Below are 25,395 nucleotides of genomic sequence, written 5' to 3' on the forward strand. Positions count from 1 at the left end.
CGCAAATCATCATCTTCTTTCTAAAATTCACTATCCATTATAACACAATGACTAACTATACGAGGTTAGCTAAATCTTTTATGGCACTCTTCACCTTCTTCTTCAAATCATCGATGCTCCCGTTGTTGTCAATAACTAAACTAGCATAGGGCAGTTTTTCAGCTAAAGGCATTTGACTAGCAATACGCGTGCCTGCTTCCTCAGCACTTAAGTGATTCCTTTTCATCAAGCGTTGGCGCTGGACCTCAGGAGACACCCCCACCAACCAAATCTGGTCAAACCAATCCTGATAGTCATTTTCAATCAGTAAGGGAATATCCATAAAAAAGACGTCCTCTTCCTTGGCCAAGCAATCTCTTTTGGCTGCCAACTCTTCTCGGATAATTTTTCCCTGAATTTCAGCAGATTGATGCCGCATCTCTTCACTTGAAAAGATTAATCGCCCTAACTTAGGACGATTTAATTCTCCATTAGGAAGGAGAATCCCCTCTCCCAACCAATCAAACAAGGCACGATACAACTTACCCCCTTTGGCCTGCATATCGTGCACCAGTTGATCGGCATCAATGACCTTGTAACCTACCTCTTTAATCATTTCAACAACGGTTGATTTTCCTGAAGCAATGCCTCCTGTTAATCCTATAATCATCGTTTTTGACAATGAGGACACAAATGCGTTCCTCTTCCTCCTAACCTGATTTTCTCAATCGTGCTTGCACAACGTGGACAAGGTTGCCCTGTCTTTCCGTAAACCTGTAGATAGTTCTGCATAGTCCCATCCTCACCAAGTGCATTACGATAGGTCCTTATGGTGGAACCACCCTTCGCAATCCCCAACTGTAATATGGCAATCGTTTGATCGTGAACTCGTTTCATGGATGCCTTGCTGAGTTTATTTGCTGGTGTCTCAGGATGAACCTTGGCTGCCCAAAGCACCTCATCAACGTAGATATTTCCTAGACCGGCCACTAATTTCTGCTCCAAGAGTAAGGGCTTAATAGGCTTGGCAGAATGCATTAAGGCTCTCTCAAAGGGTGCATATTTAAAGGTCTTCTTGGTGGGCTCAGGGCCAAGTTTTTTCCGTATAAAATAGACCTCTTCCTGTTTCCTATCCAATAAATCAAAAGTCCCAAACTTGCGAACATCCTGATAGACAAGTGTAGAGCCATCATCTAACTTAAAAAATAAGTGAAAGTGTTTGTTGGTAGGAACCTGGTCTGTGAACAGCAGGTATTTCCCCTCCATACGCAAGTGGGAAATCATAATCAATTGTCCAAAGTCAAAAATCAAGTACTTACCTCTACGTCGCATGACTTGAATCATCTGGCCAGGCAAATCATGCAAAAAGCTATCGTATGATGTCTTGATCATTTTCGGGACCTTAACTTCAAGTGACAAAATAGTCCGTCCTACTACCAATCTTTCTAACCCTCGTCTAACAGTTTCTACCTCAGGTAACTCAGGCATCTGCCCCTCCTTCTAGCAAGAAAGCCGAGCAAATGCCCAGCTTTTCTTAGTATTCTTTTTCATTATAACCAAAATCGGCCAAATCAAGTTTTTTATCCCGCCAATTTTTCTTAACCTTCACCCAAGTTTCAAGGAAGACCTTGTCCCCAAGCATGAGCTCAATATCTTTACGAGCAAGGGTACCAATTTTCTTGAGCATAGCACCCTTTTTACCGATGACAATACCTTTTTGGCTATCACGCTCAACCATGATAGTCGCACGAATGTGAACCTTATCAGTCTCTTCATCACGTTTCATAGAATCAATGACAACAGCAACTGAGTGCGGAATTTCTTCACGCGTCAACTGTAGGACTTTTTCTCGAATCATCTCAGAGACCAAGAAACGCTCTGGATGGTCTGTGATTTGATCCGATGGGAAATACTGGAAACCTTCCTCAAGATTATCACTCAAAACATCTACAAGGTGGGAAACATTATTTCCTTGAAGAGCTGAAATTGGAATAATCTCCTTGAAATCCATTTGTTTACGGAAATCATCAATCTGCTCAAGGAGCTGGTCTGGATGGACCTTATCAATCTTATTAACCACCAATATAACCGGAACCTTGGCTTGCTTAAGGCGTTCGATAATCATATCATCACCCTTACCACGAGGCTCATCGGCTGGAACCATGAAGAGGACCGTATCCACTTCACGAAGGGTTGAATAAGCAGACTCCACCATGAAATCTCCAAGTGCTGTCTTGGGCTTGTGAATACCCGGTGTATCGATAAAAACAATCTGTTCTTTTTCTGTTGTGTAAATCCCCATAATTTTGTTACGGGTTGTTTGAGCCTTATCACTCATGATAGCAATTTTTTGCCCCATAACATGGTTTAAAAAAGTTGATTTTCCTACATTAGGTCGACCAAGAATGGCCACAAATCCTGATTTAAATGTCATATATCTTCTTTCTATTTTTTAGTTAAAAATCAAATTCCAAATCTTAGGTATGAAAACAATCATACCAGTAATGAGTGCGTAACAAGAGACAACCAAGACCGCTCCTGCAGCCATATCCTTAGCATTTTTAGCTAGCATAGAAAAGTGATAATTACTGGCCAAATCAACAACATTTTCAATGGCAGAATTAACAATCTCTAGGGCAATTACTAGAAAAACTGCCTGCAGAAGAAAGAGCCATTCTGTCGCAGACACACGAAAAACCAAGCCAGCCAATACCACTAAGATAGCTGATACCAAATGTTTACGCATGTTGCGTTCTTCTTTAATGGCCGTTATTATCCCTGTCAGAGCAAACTCAAAACTGGCCGTAAATTCTCTGTTTTTCCACTTTTTTTGTGGGTTATTGTCGCGTAAGTCCATAAGCAGTCAAAATTTCTTCCTGTAATCCAAACATTTCCGCTTCTTCTTCTGGGGTGTAGTGATCATACCCGTTGATATGAAGAAATCCGTGAACAGCCAGAAAGCCCATCTCACGCTCGTAGCTATGTCCATATTCCTCAGCTTGTTCGCGAGCCTTATCAATAGAAATAAAGAGTTCGCCGATATAACTATCAAACTCCCCCATCATTTCAGCCAATTCGGGATTTTCAGCCAAATCTTCTTCATCAAAGGTAATATCTAACTCAGGCTTATACTCCAAACTAATAACATCAGTTGGACGATCCGTATCACGATACTCCAAATTCAATTCGTGACTACGTTCGTTAGTTACAAAAGTAACCGCCATTTCCTTGTCTTCCTTGCCAAGTTTCTGCGCTGCAAAATCAAGTAATTCCAAGGTTTGTTTTTTTATTTCTTCTGAGACTTGTCCAGTCTCATCAATCATTTCAACGTACATAGCATGCTTTTTCGGAACAGTTTAGCCTACTTAAAGGACAGAGCCGTTCCCTTCCTTTCCCTAACAAATTAGCTTTTTATTACGAATACTAAAATACATTCAATACTTTCATCGAGTGATTCAGTACAATATCAATCAATTCATTATATCACAAGGGCACAGAAAAAGCAGACTTGAGCCTAATTGTCTGCATTTTGTATAGTAGCTATGAGAATCGCTTACTAATCGATATGATCTCTAAAGCGTTGAATATGAATGGTCAAATAAACCTGTTCGTCTAAACTAAGTTCAAAAGCATAACTTGACTTGATATAGGTGACGACCTTTTGGGTACAGATAAAAGATTTTGGGTAGTTAACCTTGACTTGTTCATATAGAAAAGCGTCGTTTTTACCACCACTAACACCACTAACAATACGTTGCGCTAAGTACCGAAGATGAGTAATAAAACGGTTATAAGAAAAACTATCTTGCTCCAAGTCACAAGCAAAATCAAGACGGACAATCTCACTAATGCCAACCACAATTTGAGTCATCTGTTGGTCTTTTTCATGAAGACCCACATCCTTTTGTGCATTGACAAAGTGCAAAGCGACAGAAGCCGCCTCATCATCTGCCAATTCAACTTCTAAATCATCGGCAATCAAACGAAGGGCTTCTTTTCCAATTTCATACTCCCGAGGGTAAAATTTTCGAACTTCCCAAGCCAAAGAATTTTGCAGGGATATGCCTTCTCTACTGCGTTCAATAGCATAATGAAGGTGGTCTGCAAGAGCGATAAAAAAAGAGGGTTCAAACTTGGTCTGCAAGACATCTTCAGCAAAAGTGATGATATTCAAAAAGACCTGCATTTCACCATCAGGCAAATCTACATAAGCACGAGTCCATTCGGCCTCTATCTCCGGATTTTCCAAGACAAAAGTCTTTTCAACCTTCTCTTTATCAACCGTCTCTCCGACCTTCTTTTGAAAGCCTAGTCCCTTCCCCATAACAATGTATTCCACATCATTATCCATAGCTTGGACAACATTGTTATTTAAAATTTTTTCAATTTGCATCACGATTCCTCATCATTTAAGCCTTTCTTTTGTTTTACCAAATTTTTAATGAGAAACCTAATGACAATAAACAAAAAGTGCTGGCTATACCAACACTTTTTTCTACAGTTCTGTTCGATTTTCGATAGCCCTTAGCAAGGTTACTTCATCAGCGTACTCAATGTCAGAACCAACAGCCAACCCACGCGCTAGGCGGGTCACCTTGATACCTGCAGGTTTGAGGACACGTGAAATATACATAGAGGTTGCCTCACCATCGGCTGTTGCATTAGTTGCGATGATGACCTCGTCAACCTCGCTGTCCATAAGACGAGTAATCAAACTCTTTAAATTAATATCATCTGGTCCGACACCATTCATAGGGGAGATGAGCCCTTGAAGCACATGGTAGAGACCACGGTATTCCTGAATCTTTTCCATAGCAGAAACATCTTTGGAGTCCTCAACAACTAAAATCTTAGTACGGTCTCTAGTTTCATCCATACAAATATTACATGGGTCATCATCTGTTAAGCGACCACAAACCGAACAATAAGTCAATTCACGTTTTGCTGCTAAAAGATTTTTTGCAAAATCATTGACATCTTCATCAGACATGTTAATAGTATAGAAAGCCAGACGTGTCGCCGTCTTAGCCCCAATTCCTGGAAGTTTTGAAAAACTATCAATCAGTTTAGCAATTGGAGTAGGGTAAAGCATGAAGGCCTCCATTTCTTTTATCTTTCTCAATTCATATCTTAAAGAACAAATACTCAAACACTATATCACAGAAAAATCTCTCATGCAAGGCACAAGAGATTTTATATTATTAGTGAGTATTTTGATAAAGTTCCATGATAGCTTTAACGGCATTTTGATGGGCCTTACTCTTCCAGTCTAAAGCATGTGGGTACATAATCCCAACCGCCAACTTAGTACCATCTTTGGCTGTCGCATAGGCAACAGCATTAAGGTTAACTGTCGTTACTGAATTTCCTGAACCATCTGTTGCATAAGTTTCGGCTGTCCCTGTTTTACCACTAATTGGAATAATAGAACTTGCCATGGCTTTACCGGTTGCAAGACTAGAACCTGAATTGACAACGTCATTAAACCCTTGTTGGATAATCCCTAATTGCTCAGAATCTAAGGATAAGTTGTTAAGGACACGTGTGTCTACAGTTGAAGATAAAGTTCCTAGACTACCATTTTCACCAGCATCATAGATACCTCCAACGATGTGAGGCGCTACACGTTTTCCACCATTTGCGATTGAGGCAACATACTGAGCCAACTGGATAGTTGTATAAGAGTCATATTGTCCAAAAGCCTCTGTCAAGACATTGGCTACATTATAATTCTTGGAAATGTAACCTTCTGATTCTCCTGGTAAATCAAGTCCCGTAGACACACCCATACCAAATTCAGCATAGGTATCACGAAGCGTCGTCATCGCCTTTTCCATATTATCAGTCGACAGGGACATCCCTGGAACATACTGTTGCCCAAGAAGTTTGATAGCAATCTGTACCATATAGGTATTTGAGGAATATTCTAAGGCCTGAGTTGCGGTAATGGCACGACTACCTTGCTCTGTAAACCAAGAGGTAATTGAGGGCGAACCAGCAATATTAATAGGTTGGTCAGTTAATACCTGGTCCCCATAGATAGCACCCGAGCGCCAACCTGCGGTTAAAGTAGCTCCCTTAACTACAGAACCTGGAATAAAGACATCGGTGATTGTCCCTAAGGCATCAGCCTTAAAATCCTGTGCCCCTTGCTCATGTTTTTGTCCTGCCATAGCAAGGACAGCACCAGTCTCCGCATTCATAACTACTGCGTACATACCTTCAGAATAAGTCGCTTTATTCTCTGAAATCTCTGAAGAAAGTTGTTGACCAAGGATATCTTCAACTCCCTTTTGGAAATCAAGGTCGATGGTCAACTGCAGGTTGTTTCCCTTGCTACCTTTCTGAGTGATTTTATCACTATCAACCTTACCTTCCTTGTCCACAGTAATCTCACGAACAGTGTGTTTTCCTTGGAGCTTCTCCTCGTACTCTTTTTCCAAATAAGAGGTACCTACACGGTCATTTAGGGCATATCCTTTTTTAAGATAATCCTTAGCATCCTCCTGAGGCAGTCCTGCTTCTGAACTTGAAACCCTACCGATAAGAGGGGACAAGGCCGAATCAGACGTGTGACGTTCCCAATCCTTAGCAACTGTAACTCCGTTAAGTTCCTTCTGCTTGGCTGCCACAATCGCAATCTGATCAGGGGTCAAGTCCGCCGTCTTCAGTGTGACTGTTGAGAAATTAGAAACAGCATTCATCTGTGAGTAAATGTAGACAATCTTAAGCTCGTCCTCAGTGTAATCCACTGCTTCATCAGGAACGGCATCAACAGCATTGTTGTAAATAGTAGCTTCAGCTAATTTATTACCAAACTTATCTGTTTTCTTGTCCTTTGGAAGATCATTAACCACACGTTTGTAGGTGGCAGAATCAGCTAAATAAAAGTCACGTTTCTGGCGATCGGTCACCTTGGTCTCTGTCAGAGTCACCATGGTCGCCAACTTTTCAGCGACCTTCTTCATCGTATCTGATGACACCAAATTGCTACGTGTAAAGGTGATAACGTCCTTACTCTGATTGGTCGTAAGAGCAACCCCCTTGGCATCAAAGATTTGCCCACGTTCGCTTGCAATCCTAACCGTATACTTGGAGTTATCCTCTAATTTTTTAGTATAAAACGATTTGTTATAAACCTGCATATAGGTCAAACGCGCAAAAAGTAACAAAAAAAGAACAAAGACGACACCAAAAAGCAAGTAAACACGACGCGAGATGTTTACTGGCTTTCTAGGTTTGTTCGCTCGTTTTTCTTTTCGCTTCTGACGCCATATTTTCCATTTTTGACTATTTTTTTCCCAAAATGATGTCACTTTGTTTCCTCTATGTTCTTATAAGAATTTTCTTATATTTTATCACAAATTATCTTCAGCAAACTTAAAAAAATATCGAAATTTTAAAAAACTTGCCTCAATTTGAGACATGTTTTCAGATTTATAATGACAATTTTTTCATCCAGCTAGGAATAGCCTTGCTGATGCGAGTTGGCAAAACCACATAAGCATTTTCAGCGATATTATCCGCAATAGCTGAGTGAAGCCAAGTCGCAATTATGACTGCCTTGTAAGAGTCAGTTGAGGCAAATTGGGCAAGAAAACCAGTAACCATACCAGCCAAGGTATCTCCCATTCCTCCAGTCGCCTGATAGGGCCCACCGACCTCTAAATGGGCTACTTCTGCTCCCTGATAAACAGCTGTCTTATGACTCTTGGCAACTAGAATTGTCCCACTTTGAAACTCCTCTAAGGCTCTTTGAGTATTGGAAACCGACTGCTCTGAAATAGCTAAACCAGACAGTCTTTCCCATTCCTTTTGATGGGGAGTAAGTATAAGGTGACACTCTGGCAAACTGCTCTTTTTTTTGTGTGCCAACAGATTAAGAGCTGAACCATCAACAACCAAGTTCTGGTTTGACCTAATATTTGCCAAGACCAAATCCAAAGCCCGACCAGCCGTCTCCTCCTCACCTAGGCCAGAACCGATTAATACCACATCAGCTGCCCTAAGATTATCAAGAAATCTTTCAGTCTCCCTTAGGTCAAAGGCCATAGCTTCAGGAAGGTGAGCATGAAGGGCTGTGATATTGTCACGATCTGTAGCAACTGTAACCAAACCTGAACCACTGTTGACACAGGCAATAGCAGCCATAATGATGGCACCACCATAAGGATAAAGTCCACCAACCAAAAGCACTCGACCATAAGAGCCCTTGTGAGACTCTCTCAATCTAGGCCTTATCACTTGCCTAACTAAATCGTCATCAACTTTCATAAGCTATCCTTTCGAACTACGAAGAGCAGCTTGATAGGTCTGTTCCATCAGCATGGTAATAGTCATAGGACCTACACCACCTGGGACAGGAGTGATCATGCCAACCTTCTCTTTCACTTGATCAAAATCAACATCGCCACAGAGTTTACCTTCTTCATCGCGGTTGATTCCTACATCAATGACAACCGCACCCTCTTTGACAAATTCTTCCGTTACAAATTTTGCACGGCCAATAGCCACAATCAAAACGTCAGCCTTGTTACAAACTTTAGCCAAATGTGGCGTACGTGAGTGGGTCAAAGTAACTGTGGCATTTTTCTCCAAGAGAAGCTGTGCCATAGGCTTACCTACAATATTACTGCGTCCAATGATAACTGCTGTCTTACCTTCCAATTCAACATTGTACTCACGAAGGATTTCCATAATTCCCGCTGGTGTACAAGGTACCATTTGAGGACGACCATTCCAGAGGTTCCCAGTATTCATAGGATGGAAACCATCCACATCCTTTTTAGGATCAATAGCCAAAAGGATACGCATTTCATTAATATGATTTGGCAATGGCAATTGAACCAAAATTCCATGGAAAAGCGGATCTTGATTGTACTTCTCAATAACCTCAATCAATTCTTCCTCGCTGATACTCTCAGAAAGATTGACCGTCTTACTGTGGAAACCAGCCTTTTTAGCAGCACGTTCCTTATTACGCACATAAACTTGACTAGCAGGGTTGTCTCCAACCATAATCACCACGAGTCCTGGAACAATCCATTCCTTTTCTTTTAGACGTGCTACCTTTTCTTGCAATTGATCCTGCATTTTAACAGCTAGGGCCTTACCATCCATCATAATCGCCATGGGTGTTCTCCAATACATACTTTTTTTCAATTATACCATAGGGAGGCCTCTTTGTGACTCAATTTTCAAAATTTTCAAAAAGACATTTAAAATGAAACACAAAAAGCTGGGAATTTGTCCCAACTTCGTCTGATTATTCTTCGTCATTAATCTACAAAAATTTTGCTGACGCCATCCCTCAATAACTCTTAAGGTCTTTTACTGAAATTTACCACTTTCATACATGTGATCTGCACCCGTTAGTGAAACAAGAACTGAATCACGGTAGTTCCTAGCTGTTCTTCTAGCAATATTAGGATGAGTCATCTTATTCTTACAAGAACAGGGCACGAAATGTTACTAAAATTCACGTAAACCGCCTTGGTCTTATCAAATCAATGAAGGGCCATCTGAGTGTAATATCCGACTCAAGCACTAGTATAGCAAAGACTTCTTCTTTTAAAGCTCCCTCCTGCTCATTCATACAATACTTGAAAAAATTCTTTTTTATAAGGTGGAATGGCTTTTTTTCCAAAAACCCCAACGTAAAAAGTGTTCGCCGAAACAAGCTAGCATAGTTGAATAAAAGGCAAAAATATCAGCTATCAGAGCAGGTCACATGAGAACCCTACCAGCAATTTCTGTCTTTTCAGCAACCATCATGCCACCAGACAACCTAAAGAGTGTCCCAAAATAAGCGGTGGCTGATTTTAACTTTCGATCAAAGCCACCAAATCATCTCGATAATCCTGCAAAGTTACGGTACCAACTTTAGTCAGACAGTCTTGATATGGTAAGTCACGGTAACGAAAGCTAGGTGTATGCACCGTATACTCCATCTGACGGAGACCTATCGCAAATTCTCCCCAAATATTATCAGTACACCAGGTCTCATGAATTAGGGCACTCTCTCTCTGTTCAAACCCATTTCTTTCATTTCGCCTTTATTAAGTCACGCTAGATTCTTTCCATGTCATCATATCATACTTTCTCTTAGGAAACCTTTATACATTCCTCACAATTGTAAGAAAAAATGACCCCTTATCCAAATAAAAGCTCATTTTCTTATATTCCATTAGTGATTAGCTTTATGCATTTCTTCTTTGACTGGACAAGAGCACTCGCAATCGCCACAAGAACCTTTTCCTTTAATATAGTGACGGATACCAAGACCAGCCAAAGCAAAAATAATGAAGGCAATAATAAACGTAGACATAACAATTCCTCCTAAACCTAAATATGGGCTTCTTGAAGATTATCCAAGCTAATGATTTGATCCTTAATCTGACGCGGTTTACGAACAACAAAGTAAATCATAGTAACTAAAAGTAAGAAAGCAACAAAAGTCCAAATTGTCATTGACTTGCCGTACAGGATAACTTGGCCAAACTGGTAAAGAATTAAACTCACACAATAAGCCAAACCTGTTTGGAAACCGATAGCACCAACCGTCCATTTAAGACTGGCCATTTCACGCTTAATAGCTCCAATAGCCGCAAAACAGGGTGCACAAAGCAAGTTAAAAATCAAGAAGGAATAGGCAGCTAAGGAAGAATAATCTGCTTGTAGAGCCGTAGCCAAACCAGCCTCACTACTGTTATGATAGAGAATTCCGAAGGTGGCAACAACTGTCTCCTTGGCTGCTAAACCTGTGAGAGCAGCAACTGTTGACTTCCAATTTCCAAAACCAAGAGGTGCAAAAATCCAAGACAATCCTTTACCCAAAGTCGCTAAGATACTCATTTCCGTATCAACGGTCTGTAACATAAAGTTGTAGTTGGACATGAACCAAATCAGGACAGTCAAACTGAAAATAATTGTTCCCGCACGTTTGACAAAACTCATAGCCTTACCAAAGGCATAACGTAAGACCGATATGGCTTTAGGCCAGTGGTAGGCAGGCAATTCCATAATAAACGGACTGGTTAAGCCACCCAAAAAACTCGTCTTTTTGAGGGCAATACCTGATAGGATAATAGCAGCCACCCCAATAAAATAGGTACTTGGTGCCACAAAAGAATTACTAGGAAAGAAAGCTCCAGCAATCAAGGCAATAATTTCCAACTTGGCCGAACACGGCATGAAGGTCGCCGTCATAATAGTAATGCGACGGTCCCTTTCATTTTCAATGGTTCGACTAGACATAACCGCTGGAACCCCACAACCTGTCGAAATCAACATGGGAATAAAGGATTTTCCAGAAAGTCCAAAACGACGGAAAATACGGTCCATAACAAAGGCAATACGACTCATATATCCAATGTCCTCAAGCACACCCAAACAGATAAAGAGCACAAAAATTTGAGGAAGGAAGCCTAGCACTGTCCCAATCCCAGCGACAATCCCATCAACAATCAAAGACTTAAGCCAGTCCTGAACTTGAAGATAGTCAAGACCAGAAGTTACCAAATCTGGAACATACTTACCAAAAAGCACATCGTTAGCCCAGTCTGTCCACATGGTTCCAACAGTCTGAATAGATAAGAAATAAACCAAATACATAACTGCTGCGAAAATTGGCAAGGCCAAAATACGGTTGGTGACAATTCTATCAATCTTATCTGACAAGGTCAGGTCAAAATCTTCTGTATAACTTTGAGCCATCTGGCAAACACGTTCAATAAAGGCATAACGCTCATTAATGACAATTGACTCCGCATCTTCTGTGAAAATTTCCTCAGTGATGCGAATGATATCTTTGATTTCTTTTCGTTGAAATGGGGACAAGTCTAGATCAGCCTCAACTAAAGCATCATGTTCAAAGAGTTTAATGGCATAAAAACGCGCAGACCTTTGTGGCACCGAATTTCCCAAAACTTCCAAAATTTGTGAGATGGCAGCTTCTAATTTATCATCATAAATTGGAAAGGCAATATCACCGACTGTAGAAGTCGTCGTATGGGACGCCTTTTTCACTACCTGATCCACACCAGTTTGCTTGAGAGCACTAGTAGCTACTACTGGCACGCCTAGATGATAAGATAATTTTTCAACATTAATCTGTTTTCCCTGAGCCTCTAAAACATCACTCATGTTAAGCGCTAAAGTGACTGGAATACCTGTCTCAATCAACTGCGTTGTCAGATAAAGGTTACGCTCCAAATTTGTCGCATCGACTACATTTAAAATACTGTCGGCCCTTTGGCTCAACAAATAGTCACGCGCCACCTTTTCTTCAGGGCTATAGGGTGACATTGAGTAAATCCCTGGTAAATCCTGAATTTCTAAATCCTTATTCTTTTTGACCAGACCACTTTTTCGTTCTACAGTAACACCCGGCCAGTTACCAACACGCTGATTATTCCCTGTTATCAGGTTGAATAAACTGGTTTTACCACTATTAGGATTACCTATTAATGCAATTTCTGTCATTTTTCCTCTCCCTCTTCCAGCATGACCACACTAATCATTTGCGCTTCCGACTTGCGTAGAGTTAATTCATACCCTCTCAAGCTAATTTCTAGAGGATCTCCCAAAGGTGCTACCTTACGCAATAAGACTCGAGTACGCTTTGTGATTCCCATATCCATAAGACGTCGTTTGGTTTCATTTGCTGAAAAAATATCAGTAACAATAGCCGAACGTCCAACTGGTAATTCAGAAAGAGGTATCTTTTCCTGATCTTCCTCCGCAGGTGCCAAATCAATCTTATCCAGAATCGAAGCATCAAAGGCTAAGCGACTCCCCTTAACGATAATAATAGCACTGTTCTTGGTCTTAGTTACCACCTCAATCGTTTCACCGGCAGCCAACCCTAAGTTAGATAAGTGTAAAAGACTATCCTTAGGGAGGTTAATGCCAAGAATCCGGTAAGGCGTTTTTAAGGCCGCATCATATATGAGCATATTTCTTGACCTACTTTATTATTTTTGATATGGCATCATTATAGCATATTTATCCATCTTTTCCGCAATATTATCCTAAACAAGAATGATTCTAGAAAAGCAGAACACAAAAAAGAAAAGGCTGGAAAAGTTCCAACCTTCACAAACAATGTATACATACTTAATGAATATATTACAAAACTTTACTCAAGAAATCCTTGGTACGATCTTCCTTAGTATTGTCGAAGATCTCTTGTGGTGTACCTTCTTCGACAATGACACCGCCATCCATAAAGATGACACGGTCAGCTACCTCGTAGGCAAAGCCCATTTCGTGGGTAACGATCGCCATTGTCATCCCTGATTTAGCGAGGTCTTGCATAACTGCAAGAACTTCACCAACCATTTCTGGATCAAGGGCTGATGTAGGTTCGTCAAACAAGAGAACGTCCGGATCCATAGCTAAACCACGTGCAATCGCAATACGTTGTTGCTGACCACCTGATAGACTCGTTGGGTAGGCATCTGCCTTATCTTTCAAGCCAACCTTTTCTAAAAGTTCCATAGCCTTTGCTTCTGCATCAGCTTTAGAAACACCCTTAGTCTTAATTGGTGACAAGGTGATATTTTCTTTAACTGTCATATTAGGGAAGAGGTTGAACTGTTGGAAAACCATTCCCATCTTTTCACGCATTTTAAAAATATCGTTGCTCTTGTCTGTAATATCCACACCTTCAAAGGAAATTACCCCTTTTGTAGGCGTTTCAAGTAAGTTCATTGAGCGTAGGAAAGTTGATTTACCAGATCCTGAAGGACCAATGATAACCACTACTTCACCTTTTTTAATATCTAAATCAATCCCTTTGAGAACTTCGTTTTTACCAAAATACTTGTGGAGATTTTTAATCTCAATAATTGTTTCTGCCATTATTTACGTCCCTCCCCAAGTCGTTTTTCCATTTGTTTCAAGAGTGCAGTCATAGCCGTTGTCACAATCAAATAATAGAAGGCTGCGAACAAGAGCGGTGTCAAAGTCAAGTAGGTTGTAGTTGCAACAGTTTGTGCACCATTCCACAATTCCATAACCCCGATAGTTTGCAAAAGTGAACTATCCTTGATAATAGTGACGAACTCGTTACCCAAGGCAGGCAAGATATTTTTAATAGCTTGAGGCAAGACCACATAACGCATGGTATTCCATGGACGGATACCAAGTGAGTAGGCAGCTTCAACCTGACCTTTAGGGATAGACTCGATACCTGCACGCACGCTCTCAGAAATATAAGCCCCACTGTTCAAAGAAAGGACAATAATACCTGGAACGATACGTGACAAATCAAGGTTTAAAATCCCAAACTGAACAGTTGGAAGATTCATGTGGATGAGGTTAAAAGCAATCATAATCTGCACAACCATAGGAGTCCCACGGAAAACCCAAACATAAAGGCTTACCAACCACTCCAAAGGTTTGATTCCAGAACGCTTGGCCAAGGATACCAAAACCCCAAGGATGGTTCCAAAGAAGACCACGCAGACTGAAATCATAATTGTTACTAAGACACCATAGTTAAAGTAAGACCAAAACTGTGGTAGAAATGAAAAATTCATCAAGATACTCCTTACTAATATTCTTCAATATTATATCAGAAAACTGTATAATAATAAAGTATTTTTCTTATAAATGCGGAATTTCAGTATAAAAAATAAAAGATTGCACAGCAATCAAAAACTCTACGAAAACTTTTGAAGTGACTCCAATTTTTTGTAATTAAAACAAGCATAAACTGAAACTCTAGCCCTAAAAAAACACCTGAAACTATTGAGTCTCAGGCATTTTGAATTTTTGGACCCCTATCTGAGGATCCAAATTAATTATTAGTAAAGCAAATCATAGATTTCCATTGCAATCAAGTCGATGCTATCAAATGAGTATGACTCGCGAGCTTCAACATCACGCAATGTGAACACTGGACCATTTTCAGGATCGTTACTAAATGATACTTCGGCAACAACTACTCCTTCGCGTTCAAAATTACGTTTCAAATTACCACCATCAGCCGCCATCATTTCCAGACGGTTAATGATTCTCACCAAATGTGATTCCATGTTATTTCTCCTATTAATTGTGTATTTCTTACTTATTTTATCACACTTATGGGAAAAATGGGGGAATTTTAAATATTTTTCAAGGAATTGTACATAATGGCCTTGATAGAGTGCATACGATTCTCAGCTTCTTGGAATATGATGTCACTGTATTTTTGGAAGACTTGATCTGTAATTTCTAACTCTGCCAAACCATATTTGTCATAGATTTCTTTTCCAATTTGGGTATTGAGATCATGAAAGGCTGGGAGACAATGCATAACGGTAACATCTGGATTTTCTGTCTTGGCTAGTAGGTCTGCATTAATTTGATAAGGCAAGAGTAAATCAATACGAGATTTAAAATCTACCTCTTCACCCATAGATACCCAGACATCCGTATAAAGCATATCCACTCCCTTGACCTCTGAAATATCATCTGTAATGGTTAAATCGGCACCATTATTATGTTTCTGAGCTAGGGCTACAATCTCATCTTCGGGTTGCAGCACCTCTGGGGCAATAATCTTAACATTAACCCCCAAGATAGCCGATGTCACCAAGAGAGAATTAGCCATATTGTTACGACCATCTCCAATATAGGCAATGGTCAAATCTTCCAAACTACCAAAACGCTCCTTCAAAGTCATGAAATCCGCAATCATTTGCGTTGGATGCCAGGTATCCGTCAAACCATTCCAGACCGGAACACCTGAGTACTTAGCCAAATCCTCGACATCTTCTTGCTTAAACCCACGGTATTCGATTCCATCAAACATAGATCCAAGCACCTTGGCCGTATCAACAACAGATTCCTTCTTACCCAGCTGAATGTCTCCAGCACCAAGGTAGGTCACATTCATACCTAGGTCCTGACCGGCCACTGTAAAAGCTGAGCGAGTTCTTGTAGATGTTTTTTCAAAAATCAAGGCAATATTTAAGCCATCTAAATATTTATGCGGAATTCTTTCCTTTTTTAACTGTTTAAATTTTATGGATAAATCAATCAACTCCTCGAGTTCTTGCTTGGTAAAGTCGATTTCTTTTAAAAAGGATTTAGCTTGTGTCATAGGTATCTCTCTTTCATTCTGAATAATATATAAATATTATATAATATTTTTTCATTTTATACAAGTGGTTTTGAATTAAAATTCAAAACCAGCACTCTTGTCAAGAGAGTGCCAAACCTAAATACTTTTTACTTGCAATCTACCTTCTGCATGCTATAATGGTGTCATAGATTTGACCTTTTTTGACCAAGTTTTTTTCATTAAAGGTCTTTCCCAATTCAAATAGAAAAGAGGTTCTGATATGCTCTGTCAAAACTGTAACCTTAATGAAGCTAGTATTCATTTATATACCAATGTAAATGGTAATCAGCAACAAGTTGACCTCTGTCAAAATTGTTATAAAATCATGAAATCTGACCCCCAAAACCCCCTCAATCAATTCAATCAAACAGGAGGTTCCAACTTCTTCGATGATTTCTTCAGCGACCTAAATAACTTCCGTTCTTCTAACGGTGATCTTCCCAATACACCTCCAACACAAGAGGGAGGCAACCGAGGAAACGGTGGCAATACACAAGGGCCAGGCCGTCCAGAAGGACCACGCCAACAAGCTCCTCAACAACCTCAAGGCCTTCTTGAAGAATTTGGAATTAATATCACAAATATTGCTCGTCGTGGAGACATTGATCCTGTCATTGGTCGTGACGAAGAAATTATTCGCGTCATCGAAATCCTGAACCGCCGTACCAAGAACAACCCTGTTCTCATCGGTGAGCCTGGTGTTGGTAAAACCGCTGTAGTCGAAGGACTTGCCCAAAAAATTGTTGACGGTAATGTGCCACAAAAACTCCAAGGTAAGCAAGTGATCCGTCTTGATGTGGTCAGCCTGGTTCAAGGGACTGGTATCCGTGGCCAATTTGAAGAACGCATGCAAAAACTCATGGAAGAAATTCGTCAACGTCAGGATGTTATCCTCTTTATTGACGAAATCCATGAAATTGTAGGAGCTGGTAATGCTGGGGATGGCAATATGGATGCTGGAAATATCTTAAAACCTGCACTTGCCCGTGGAGAGCTTCAACTTGTTGGAGCAACAACACTCAACGAATACCGTATCATTGAGAAAGATGCTGCACTCGAACGTCGTATGCAACCCGTTAAGGTAGATGAGCCAACAGTTGAGGAAACAATCACAATTTTGCGTGGTATTCAGCCTAAATATCAAGACTACCACCATGTCAAATACACTGATGAAGCCATTACTGCAGCTGCAGAATTGTCCAACCGCTACATTCAAGACCGCTTCTTGCCAGACAAGGCCATCGACCTTCTGGATGAAGCTGGTTCGAAGATGAACTTGACCCTCAATTTTGTTGATCCTAAAGATATCGACAAACGTTTGATTGAAGCAGAGAATCTTAAAGCTCAGGCTACTCGTGACGAGGACTTTGAAAAAGCTGCCTACTTCCGTGATCAAATTGCCAAATACAAGGAAATGCAAAAGCAAACCATCAAAGACCAAGATATGCCTGTCATCACAGAAAAACATATCGAAGCTATTGTGGAACAAAAGACCAATATTCCTGTCGGTGATTTGAAAGAAAAAGAACAATCACAACTTCTTAGTCTTGCCGATGATCTTAAATCACATGTTATCGGACAAGATGCTGCAGTTGATAAGATTGCCAAAGCTATCCGCCGTAATCGTGTTGGATTGGGTGCTCCAAACCGCCCAATTGGTAGCTTCCTCTTCGTAGGTCCTACAGGAGTCGGTAAAACTGAGCTCTCTAAACAATTGGCTATTGAACTCTTTGGTTCAGCTGACAGTATGATTCGTTTCGACATGTCAGAATACATGGAAAAACACGCTGTTGCTAAATTGGTTGGTGCCCCTCCAGGATATGTTGGTTACGACGAAGCTGGTCAGTTGACTGAAAAAGTCCGCCGTAATCCTTATTCACTTATTCTTTTAGATGAGGTTGAAAAAGCTCACCCAGACGTTCTTCACATGTTCCTCCAAGTACTTGACGACGGTCGTTTGACTGATGGTCAAGGGCGCACTGTAAGCTTCAAGGATACCATCATCATCATGACATCAAATGCTGGTACTGGTAAAGTTGAAGCTAGCGTTGGCTTTGGAGCTACCCGTGAAAATCGTACCAATTCTGTTCTTAACCAGCTTGGAGATTTCTTCAGTCCTGAATTTATGAACCGCTTTGACGGTATTATCGAATTCTCTGCCCTCAGCAAAGAAAATCTCCTTACTATCGTGGACCTCATGCTTGATAATGTCAACCAACGCTTGGCTAACAACGGTATCCACCTCAGTGTAACAGAGAAAGTTAAGGAAAAATTGGTTGACCTTGGTTACGATCCTAAGATGGGTGCTCGACCACTACGTCGTACCATCCAAGATCACATTGAAGATGCTATTACCGACTTCTACCTTGAAAATCCAAACGAAAAAGATCTCAAGGCAGTCATGACCTCAAAAGGCCACATTACCATTAAGTCTGCTAAAAAAGTCGAAAAAAATACTCAAAAAGCTGAGGCAGCAAAAGAATCTGATTAAACAAATAAACCAAGTCATTACGACTTGGTTTATTTATCTTTTCATTTCCTATTTTCAAATTTATCCCTAATTCTGCCTAAATCAATAGGAAAATGAGCAAAATTTTAGTATAATATAGGCAAATAAACGTAAGGAGCAACTCATGAATCCAACATTTGGTGACAAGGTTGAGGGAGCTCATTATCAAACACGTTACGGTGTTTATGCTGTGATTCCTAACCAAGAAAAGACAAAGATTATTTTAGTCCAGGCTCCTAACGGAGCTTGGTTTCTCCCAGGTGGAGAAATCGAAGCAGGCGAGGATCACTTTAGTGCCTTAGAACGCGAGTTAATTGAAGAACTTGGGTTTACAGCCACTTTAGGCCAGTACTATGGCCAGGCTGATGAATACTTCTATTCAAGCCACCGTGACACTTACTATTACAATCCAGCCTATATTTATGAAGTTGTAGATTTTTCAAAAATTGGCAAACCCCTCGAAGATTTCAATAACCTAGCATGGTTTCCAATTGATGAGGCAATTGCCAAGCTAAAACGTGGTAGTCATAAATGGGGAATCGAACAATGGAAAGCAAACAACATAACAACTGGCAAATCTTAGGAGGAAACTATGAAACTCATTAATACGACCCGTACACACCAAGAACTCGTTCAAAACCAACTAGACAACACGGATGCCTTTCTCGTAGAGACCTACTCTGCTGGGAATACTGATGTTGTCTTTACACAAGCACCTAAACATTATGAACTCTTGATTTCAAATAAACATCGTGCTGTTAAAGACAACGAATTAGAAGTTATCCGTGAATTCTTCCTTAAACGAAAAATCGACAAAGATATCGTTTTGATGGACAAACTTAGAACAGTACACACTGACAAATTGATTGAGATTTCATTCCCAACAACTGTATAAATTCAAAAGAAGCCGTGGCCACCGCCACAGCTTCTTTTTTTATAAAACTTTCGAAGCTTGATCCAAGACTTCCATGACCTGGTGGCTATGCTCCAACTGCTTGGCAACACTGTCAAAATCCTTGGTCGCTACCATCTTTTCAAAAGATACAAATTCATCATACATACGATGTTTTGGACTATTAAGATTAATCACAGTCTCTTCTTGACCATTAAGAGTAAGACCAATTTCAGGAAGGGTGTTGGTTGCACCAAAAATAGTAATGGCTCCCTTATCACCTTGAATAGTTGAACGGATCTCCGCACTACAGTCTTTAGCTCCAATGGCAACAGCCTTAAAGTTACCATAGTCCAAAACTAAAATTCCTGACGTATCCACTCCTCGCTCCACATTAGGTAGATATTCCACACGATTAGGCTTACCAAAAAGTCCAACAAGAAGGTGAATATTATAGATATTAAGATCTCTAAGTGCTCCACCACCCATTTTAGGGTTAAAGGCAGGTGCAATCTCTCCTCGCTTAAAGGCATCGTAACGTGACGAATATTGGGAATAATTGATGTTAACAATTTTAATATCACCAATTTCAGATAAAGAGTCCTTGATAACTTTAAAATTTTCCAGATATTGATTTGTTATTGCTTCTATCAAGAGAAGCTCTTTTTCTTGAGCAAGCTTAATCAGCTCTTCAAACTCTCCCAAATGCAGGGTAAAAGGTTTCTCACAGATGACATGCTTGCCAGCTATAAGTGCTTGCTTGGCATAGTCATAGTGGGTATGATTAGGTGTTCCAATATAAATGGTCTCAACATCTGGATTGGACAAGATCGCTGAATAATCACTTGTCGCCTGAGTAAGACCATACTGCTTGGCTAAAGCTTCAGCCTTATCAAGTGATCGTGGTGTTGACAAGATAGCTTCAAGCTCAATACCCTCAATAGTCATTAACACAGGAAGGACCTCTGTAACAATCATCCCTGTACCTAATAGTGCCAGTTTCATTAAACTACCTCCTTATTTCTCTAAACTCTCTTATGCATGAAGTAATTCCATAACAGAACTATAATGAAAGAGGACTCCAATAGAAGCCCTCCGAGACTTAATGACGTCCAAGCAGTTTCTTAACTCCTTGAATCGCTTTATATTTAAGCGGTTGTGGATAATAACGGAAAGTTCCCATCTTACGAACAATATAACCATTAAAGTTTTGTTTAAATCGCAAAACCCCATCAGAACCATCAAAAATTCCCATAATACCAAGGAAGTTATAGAAGCTGACGCCACGTTTAATAGCCTGTGTCATTACATACTCTTGCAAAAGTGCTGGAGCATAAAACTTATTAAATTCAGGATAAGAGCCACTGAAAAGATAGACTGCCTCTTGAGGGGTGTAAACGAAGAGACTTCCGGCTAGAACAATGTCTTCTTGACCATACTTGTCAATAAAGGCAGTCGCTTCTCCCTTACGAACATCAAAAGTCTCAAACTGACTTGATAGCTCTCGCAATTGGTTTTGTTTTTTCTCAGATTTAGGATTAGATCCCAAATCAGCTTGCAATTTGACAATTCTAGCTCCCAACTTTGCCTGATCACTCTCCAAATGATCAAAGTAATCTTGAAAATTCAGGGTAGCTACCATAAAATCGGCATTATCACCAAAAGCATCATAAAAATCTTGATAATATTCTAGCGATTTATCACTATACTCACGACGATCAGAGGTCGCTGAAGTGATTTCTTTAAAAATAGATAACTCATCACGTTTCAGTTTTTTCAACTTAATACCAAAGGTTTTGGCTTTTTTAACCAGAGGTTTCCCTTTTTTACTGAATGATTTGATGAGATCTTTTTCCGCAACCCCTGATAGGTCCTTCACATAATGCCAATCAGGCTCACCACCAGGATAGCCTGTCTGTAAACCATCAAAGCTATAACCTAAATCAGTCAATTGACTAATCAACTGCTTCTGCTCATCACTAGTTGGTTCACCATTACTGTCAAAAGTTTGATAAGTATCATAAGGTTTGATTAATAGTTCAAGAGCACCATTTTCCTTAGCATAATCCTTCAAACCTTGGTAAAAGTCGCTCAGATGAGCTGCATTTGAGTGAATCGGTCCACAATTCACCTCCATACGAAGCCCACCAGTCATAGGCATGCTGTAGACAATTGCTGAGACTTCTAGCTTGTCTCCTTCTTTCCAAGCGACATAGCTAATGCTAAACCCACGTTTTTCAAGAAGCTTAGCCATTTCCTCAGTTTGCATAAAAGAACGCTCAGACACTTGTTGAGCATGTGTGTTAAATTCTTCTTTAGTTACTTGAATGAAGCTCATTTTTTTCCTTCCTAAAATGGATAAAGTAAATGACGAGTGAGATAAAAAGCAAGATGGCAAGTACTGCCACTAATGGTATTCGGATTGGACGGATATTAAGAAACAAGTCCCCACTGACTGCATAAACAACAGAGAGTGGTGGCATTCCAATTAGTGTCGCTAAAATCCTTTTCCTTGTGGGTAATTTCATCTGAACACAAGCATAATTGACCAAAGCTGATCGGATAAAAGGAGTAGAGAATGCTAGGAAAATACCAATAAAGCAATGTTTAAAGGACTCAACATAGTTTAGGAGTTTCTCCATACGTTTAGATCTCTCAAGTCTTCTCAGAATTTCAAAACTAGTCAAATTTCCAAAAGTATTCCCAATAATATTCATCGGAATCACAAGCAAAGGGATATAGAGTAGCCCAACAAGAATACAAAAAATAGAACTTGAAACTCCAGGAATAGCTGATGACAGAATCATTAGACTAAGAAGTATCATTGCGTTTTGGAATTCAGCCTGCTTAAAAACCTCTTTTAAAAAGGCTTGAGCATGATTAGCATTGGTCCACTTCTTGATTTAGGGGATAAAATTATTTAAAAGAGGCCATAAGAATACCAGAATTAAACCTGCTATCCCTATAAAAAATACCCTTTTTAGTCATTATATTTCCTCAAATTTAATCACTCCTTTTATTATAACAAAAAAATACCTTCATTGATTTAGAAAGGCATCTTTTACTGTGATTACTTGTTAATCAAATTTTCTTGAGACTTGTTTTCCAAGGCACCATTTTTAAAGTTAAGAGTAAGGCTACCTGTTTTCCCTTTCTTAGTTACAAGGTTAGATGACCAAAGTGCTTGTGTCATTGTCGCATCAGAAGAAACAGCGATAGAATAAACATCTGGTACCCCAAGTGTTTTGACCACATTATCATAGCTAGTTCCATTTTTAAGATCTTCATACATTTTCAAAGTGATTTTAGAATCCCGAACGTAAGAAAAAGTTGAAATTGACTTAACAACGGTACTATTGTTAAAAAGTTTTGCTGTAACAACAACATTATCATACTGCCAATTATAGACATCAAGCGTGGCGTCTCCTGCCTGCTCCTGACTAGTTGATGTTGGCTCACCAAACAACCCCTTCAAACTATCAAGATTTGATCCCCCAGAAAACTCCTGAGAAGCATTTGCCATGGTAATCTTATCAAAGTTCTGACGAACATTTCCATGCTTAACAGTTAAGATCTTGGATGCTTCATTATCCAAAGATCCTTTCGTCTCAGTCTTAGACGAAGAATTTCCGCAAGCAGCTAAGGAAAAAAGTGAGAGACCTAAAACGGTCAAAGACAAAAGTTTTTTCATAATAAGTTCCTATACACAAATAAAAGGCTGACGCCTCAAGTTTTTTATGGAGCCGGTGGGAGTCGAACCCACGTCCAAACATCTGCCAACATATTCGTCTACAACCATAGGTTATGTCTTTCATTTAACAGATAGACGACACATAACTCAAGCCTTCTATATGCGAGCCTATAAATCTCTTTTCGACCAGCTAGGCAATGGTCAAACGTAGCTTATAAATCAATAAAACCTCTAAGCAAACATAAGCAATCTGCTAGAAGTCACGCGAGCAGGTGTTTAGGCTGCTACAGCGTAAGAATTAGTATTTTTTGCAGTTATATTTAACTGAGCGTTAACGTCGCCACACGAGTCGCAGAATATGCCTCATAATGCCTGTCGAATCCGTAACGACCCCAATATGAGATACTGAGTATTATAGCAAAATTTTTAATAAATAGCAAAAGATTACCAAGATATATACAAAAGTATAGACTATGTACGATTTATTAGCATCTAGCTCTCTACCCAATTTACAGAAATAGATAATTCGGTTATTATTACAAATTACTATTCAATGACTTTCTCCCTAAACTCTAAAGATACTATATATCATTTACCTTTTCTAACATTCCCTGAATTTACAGAGTACTCTTGATAAATTTAACAACTAAAAAACGCTGAAAGCATTACTCTCTCAACGTTTCCTCTTTGCACCCTAAGGGAATCGAACCCCTATCTCAAGAACCGGAATCTTACGTGATATCCATTACACTAAGGGTGCTAACAGTATACTATTATAGCATACTCTAAAATATAAAAAAAGACATGTTTACATGCCTTTTTATTATCTTACAATTCGATATCTCCGAAAAGATCCGCCATTGAGAATCCAGATTGAGTTTCTGGAAGCTCATAGTCACGTTTTTCTTGACGTTTTGGACGACGTGGACGTGATTGACGTTTTTCGTTGTTTTCGCCTTCAGCGTTAGCTGGACGTTCTTCAAGAGCTTTGATAGAAAGTGATACACGTTCTGCGTCAGCGTTTACTTCAAGAACTTTAACTGTAACGTCTTGGCCTACTGAAAGAACATCTTTTGGATTTTCAACACGTTTGTGTGAAATTTGTGAGATGTGAACAAGTCCATCGATTCCTGGCAATACTTCAACAAAAGCACCAAAGTCAGTCAAACGTTTAACTTTACCTTCAATTACATCACCAGCAGCAAGTTTTTGTTCAACGCCATCCCATGGTCCAGGCGTTGTTGCTTTAAGTGAAAGCGATACACGTCCTGCTTCTTCGTCGATAGCAAGAACTTTAACTTCAACTTCATCACCAACAGATACAACTGATTTAGGTGAAACGTTACGTTCGTGAGACAATTCAGTCACGTGAACAAGTCCGTCAACACCACCAAGGTCGATGAAAGCACCGAAGCTTGTCAAACGAGCAACTTTACCAGTTACGATTGAACCAACTTCAAGTTTAGAGAAGACTTCTTTACGAGCTTCTGCAGCTTCGGCTTCAACAACTTCACGACGTGAAAGGATGAAACGGTTTTCAGCTGGATCAACTTCTTTGATTTTAGCGTCAAATTCTTGACCTACAAATTGTTCAGTGTTACGAACAAAACGAGTATCGATCATTGAAGCTGGAATAAATCCACGAAGACCTTCAAATTCAACTGAAAGTCCACCTTTAACAGCGCGTGTTCCTTTAACAGTAACAACTTCTTCTTCACGACCAACAAGTTTATCCCAAGCTTTGCGAGCTTCCAAGCGTTTTTTAGATACAAGGTAAGTTACAGTATCAGTATCTTTACCAACAACTTGACGAAGAACAAGCACTTCAAGTGTTTCACCAACTTTAACAAGGTCTGCAACGTTTGCGTCACGGTCGTTTGTCAATTCACGACGTGTCAAAACACCTTCGATACCAGTTCCTTCGATAACAACATTTGCTTGATCATTATCTACTGAGATAACTTCAGCTGTTACAACGTCACCTGTGTTAACTTCGCTAACACTGTTTAGCAATTCTTCAAATTCGTTCATTCTAAAAAGATCCTCCAACAAGAGCCAGCCAATTCTGACCCTTGATAACAATATATTTTTCAAGGTACCCGCAAAGACAATTATTAACATAGACGGTGCCAATGCACCCGATACCTTTGACTGGGGTAGCTGGATTCGAACCAACGCATGAGGGAGTCAAAGTCCCTTGCCTTACCGCTTGG

Annotated in this window: 25 protein-coding genes, 1 tRNA gene and 1 other RNA gene; 3 read left to right on the forward strand and 24 right to left on the reverse strand. The window is 39.9% G+C overall.

The window, feature by feature from the left end:
* Positions 1–55 precede the first annotated feature (55 nt).
* The 17 genes from coaE to argF all read right to left on the reverse strand — a co-directional run bounded on the left by coaE (position 56) and on the right by argF (position 16,069).
* Positions 56–649: a dephospho-CoA kinase gene (coaE, locus tag ADF62_RS00630; RefSeq protein WP_048787856.1), complete on the reverse strand. Its 594-nt coding sequence runs from the start codon at positions 647–649 to the stop codon at positions 56–58.
* Positions 646–1,467 carry a DNA-formamidopyrimidine glycosylase gene (mutM, locus tag ADF62_RS00635; protein WP_048787857.1) on the reverse strand — a complete coding sequence of 274 codons (822 nt, stop codon included), beginning with the start codon at positions 1,465–1,467 and terminating at the stop codon, positions 646–648. Before mutM ends, coaE begins: the two co-directional genes overlap by 4 nt.
* Positions 1,468–1,513: 46 nt before the next feature.
* Complete coding sequence (gene era / locus ADF62_RS00640; RefSeq protein WP_003093183.1) at positions 1,514–2,413, reverse strand: GTPase Era; 900 nt, start codon at positions 2,411–2,413, stop codon at positions 1,514–1,516.
* An 18-nt stretch (positions 2,414–2,431) separates the two neighbouring features.
* Entirely contained in the window at positions 2,432–2,836 is a 405-nt protein-coding gene (locus ADF62_RS11285) for a diacylglycerol kinase family protein (RefSeq protein WP_003093800.1), read from the reverse strand.
* Positions 2,817–3,314, reverse strand: a complete 498-nt coding sequence (ybeY, locus tag ADF62_RS00650) for an rRNA maturation RNase YbeY (protein WP_048787858.1) — start codon at positions 3,312–3,314, stop codon at positions 2,817–2,819. Before ybeY ends, ADF62_RS11285 begins: the two co-directional genes overlap by 20 nt.
* Before the next feature lie 221 nt (positions 3,315–3,535).
* Positions 3,536–4,372 (reverse strand): BglG family transcription antiterminator LicT, encoded by an 837-nt coding sequence (gene licT / locus ADF62_RS00655; protein ID WP_003094358.1) that lies wholly within the window; start codon positions 4,370–4,372, stop codon positions 3,536–3,538.
* Positions 4,373–4,474: 102 nt separating this feature from the next.
* Positions 4,475–5,071 carry a recombination mediator RecR gene (gene recR / locus ADF62_RS00660; RefSeq protein WP_003094128.1) on the reverse strand — a complete coding sequence of 199 codons (597 nt, stop codon included), beginning with the start codon at positions 5,069–5,071 and terminating at the stop codon, positions 4,475–4,477.
* Positions 5,072–5,180: 109 nt separating this feature from the next.
* A complete protein-coding gene (pbp2b, locus tag ADF62_RS00665) occupies positions 5,181–7,295 on the reverse strand; it encodes a penicillin-binding protein PBP2B (RefSeq protein WP_048787859.1) in 2,115 nt (704 codons plus the stop codon).
* A 121-nt stretch (positions 7,296–7,416) separates the two neighbouring features.
* Positions 7,417–8,253 carry an NAD(P)H-hydrate dehydratase gene (locus ADF62_RS00670; protein WP_003097583.1) on the reverse strand — a complete coding sequence of 279 codons (837 nt, stop codon included), beginning with the start codon at positions 8,251–8,253 and terminating at the stop codon, positions 7,417–7,419.
* Positions 8,254–8,256: 3 nt separating this feature from the next.
* Complete coding sequence (locus ADF62_RS00675) at positions 8,257–9,111, reverse strand: bifunctional methylenetetrahydrofolate dehydrogenase/methenyltetrahydrofolate cyclohydrolase (protein WP_003097586.1); 855 nt, start codon at positions 9,109–9,111, stop codon at positions 8,257–8,259.
* 1,054 nt (positions 9,112–10,165) lie between these two features.
* Positions 10,166–10,306 carry a FeoB-associated Cys-rich membrane protein gene (locus ADF62_RS10015; protein WP_003094518.1) on the reverse strand — a complete coding sequence of 47 codons (141 nt, stop codon included), beginning with the start codon at positions 10,304–10,306 and terminating at the stop codon, positions 10,166–10,168.
* 17 nt (positions 10,307–10,323) lie between these two features.
* A complete protein-coding gene (gene feoB / locus ADF62_RS00690; RefSeq protein WP_003094165.1) occupies positions 10,324–12,462 on the reverse strand; it encodes a ferrous iron transport protein B in 2,139 nt (712 codons plus the stop codon).
* A complete protein-coding gene (locus tag ADF62_RS00695) occupies positions 12,459–12,935 on the reverse strand; it encodes a ferrous iron transport protein A (protein WP_003094204.1) in 477 nt (158 codons plus the stop codon). The genes feoB and ADF62_RS00695 overlap by 4 nt, the downstream gene beginning before the upstream one ends.
* A gap of 172 nt (positions 12,936–13,107) precedes the next feature.
* A complete protein-coding gene (locus ADF62_RS00700) occupies positions 13,108–13,842 on the reverse strand; it encodes an amino acid ABC transporter ATP-binding protein (protein WP_003094046.1) in 735 nt (244 codons plus the stop codon).
* The gene (locus tag ADF62_RS00705; protein ID WP_002886081.1) at positions 13,842–14,522 is read right to left on the reverse strand and encodes an amino acid ABC transporter permease; all 681 of its coding nucleotides are present in this window, start codon (positions 14,520–14,522) and stop codon (positions 13,842–13,844) included. The genes ADF62_RS00700 and ADF62_RS00705 overlap by 1 nt, the downstream gene beginning before the upstream one ends.
* A gap of 267 nt (positions 14,523–14,789) precedes the next feature.
* Positions 14,790–15,020: a DUF1797 family protein gene (locus tag ADF62_RS00710; protein WP_002885970.1), complete on the reverse strand. Its 231-nt coding sequence runs from the start codon at positions 15,018–15,020 to the stop codon at positions 14,790–14,792.
* Between the two features lie 68 nt (positions 15,021–15,088).
* On the reverse strand, positions 15,089–16,069 hold the full coding sequence (argF, locus tag ADF62_RS00715; protein WP_048787860.1) for an ornithine carbamoyltransferase: 981 nt from the start codon (positions 16,067–16,069) through the stop codon (positions 15,089–15,091).
* A 241-nt stretch (positions 16,070–16,310) separates the two neighbouring features.
* On the opposite strand from argF, the gene ADF62_RS00720 reads away from it, so the two are divergent.
* From ADF62_RS00720 to ADF62_RS00730, 3 genes are all read left to right on the forward strand, one after another.
* A complete protein-coding gene (locus ADF62_RS00720) occupies positions 16,311–18,581 on the forward strand; it encodes an ATP-dependent Clp protease ATP-binding subunit (protein ID WP_048787861.1) in 2,271 nt (756 codons plus the stop codon).
* A 142-nt stretch (positions 18,582–18,723) separates the two neighbouring features.
* Positions 18,724–19,182, forward strand: coding sequence for an NUDIX hydrolase (locus tag ADF62_RS00725; RefSeq protein ID WP_048787862.1), 459 nt, complete (start codon positions 18,724–18,726; stop codon positions 19,180–19,182).
* Between the two features lie 9 nt (positions 19,183–19,191).
* On the forward strand, positions 19,192–19,494 hold the full coding sequence (locus ADF62_RS00730) for a DUF1827 family protein (RefSeq protein WP_002885967.1): 303 nt from the start codon (positions 19,192–19,194) through the stop codon (positions 19,492–19,494).
* 39 nt (positions 19,495–19,533) lie between these two features.
* On the opposite strand, the gene ADF62_RS00735 is transcribed toward ADF62_RS00730, so the two are convergent.
* The 7 genes from ADF62_RS00735 to rpsA all read right to left on the reverse strand — a co-directional run bounded on the left by ADF62_RS00735 (position 19,534) and on the right by rpsA (position 25,213).
* Positions 19,534–20,496, reverse strand: coding sequence for a Gfo/Idh/MocA family protein (locus ADF62_RS00735; protein ID WP_048787863.1), 963 nt, complete (start codon positions 20,494–20,496; stop codon positions 19,534–19,536).
* 97 nt (positions 20,497–20,593) lie between these two features.
* Positions 20,594–21,829 carry an aminoacyltransferase gene (locus ADF62_RS00740; RefSeq protein ID WP_048787864.1) on the reverse strand — a complete coding sequence of 412 codons (1,236 nt, stop codon included), beginning with the start codon at positions 21,827–21,829 and terminating at the stop codon, positions 20,594–20,596.
* Positions 21,807–22,298, reverse strand: a complete 492-nt coding sequence (locus tag ADF62_RS00745) for a TVP38/TMEM64 family protein (RefSeq protein ID WP_239664975.1) — start codon at positions 22,296–22,298, stop codon at positions 21,807–21,809. Before ADF62_RS00745 ends, ADF62_RS00740 begins: the two co-directional genes overlap by 23 nt.
* Before the next feature lie 263 nt (positions 22,299–22,561).
* Positions 22,562–23,182 carry a DUF3862 domain-containing protein gene (locus ADF62_RS00750; RefSeq protein WP_003097599.1) on the reverse strand — a complete coding sequence of 207 codons (621 nt, stop codon included), beginning with the start codon at positions 23,180–23,182 and terminating at the stop codon, positions 22,562–22,564.
* A gap of 44 nt (positions 23,183–23,226) precedes the next feature.
* Positions 23,227–23,576, reverse strand: a transfer-messenger RNA (tmRNA) gene (gene ssrA, locus ADF62_RS09905).
* Positions 23,577–23,870: 294 nt separating this feature from the next.
* Positions 23,871–23,942, reverse strand: a tRNA-Arg gene (locus ADF62_RS00755).
* 68 nt (positions 23,943–24,010) lie between these two features.
* Entirely contained in the window at positions 24,011–25,213 is a 1,203-nt protein-coding gene (rpsA, locus tag ADF62_RS00760; RefSeq protein WP_003094841.1) for a 30S ribosomal protein S1, read from the reverse strand.
* Positions 25,214–25,395: the final 182 nt, after the last annotated feature.

The sequence above is a fragment of the Streptococcus sp. 1004_SSPC genome (assembly GCF_001069025.1).
In the GTDB taxonomy this organism is placed as follows: domain Bacteria; phylum Bacillota; class Bacilli; order Lactobacillales; family Streptococcaceae; genus Streptococcus; species Streptococcus vestibularis.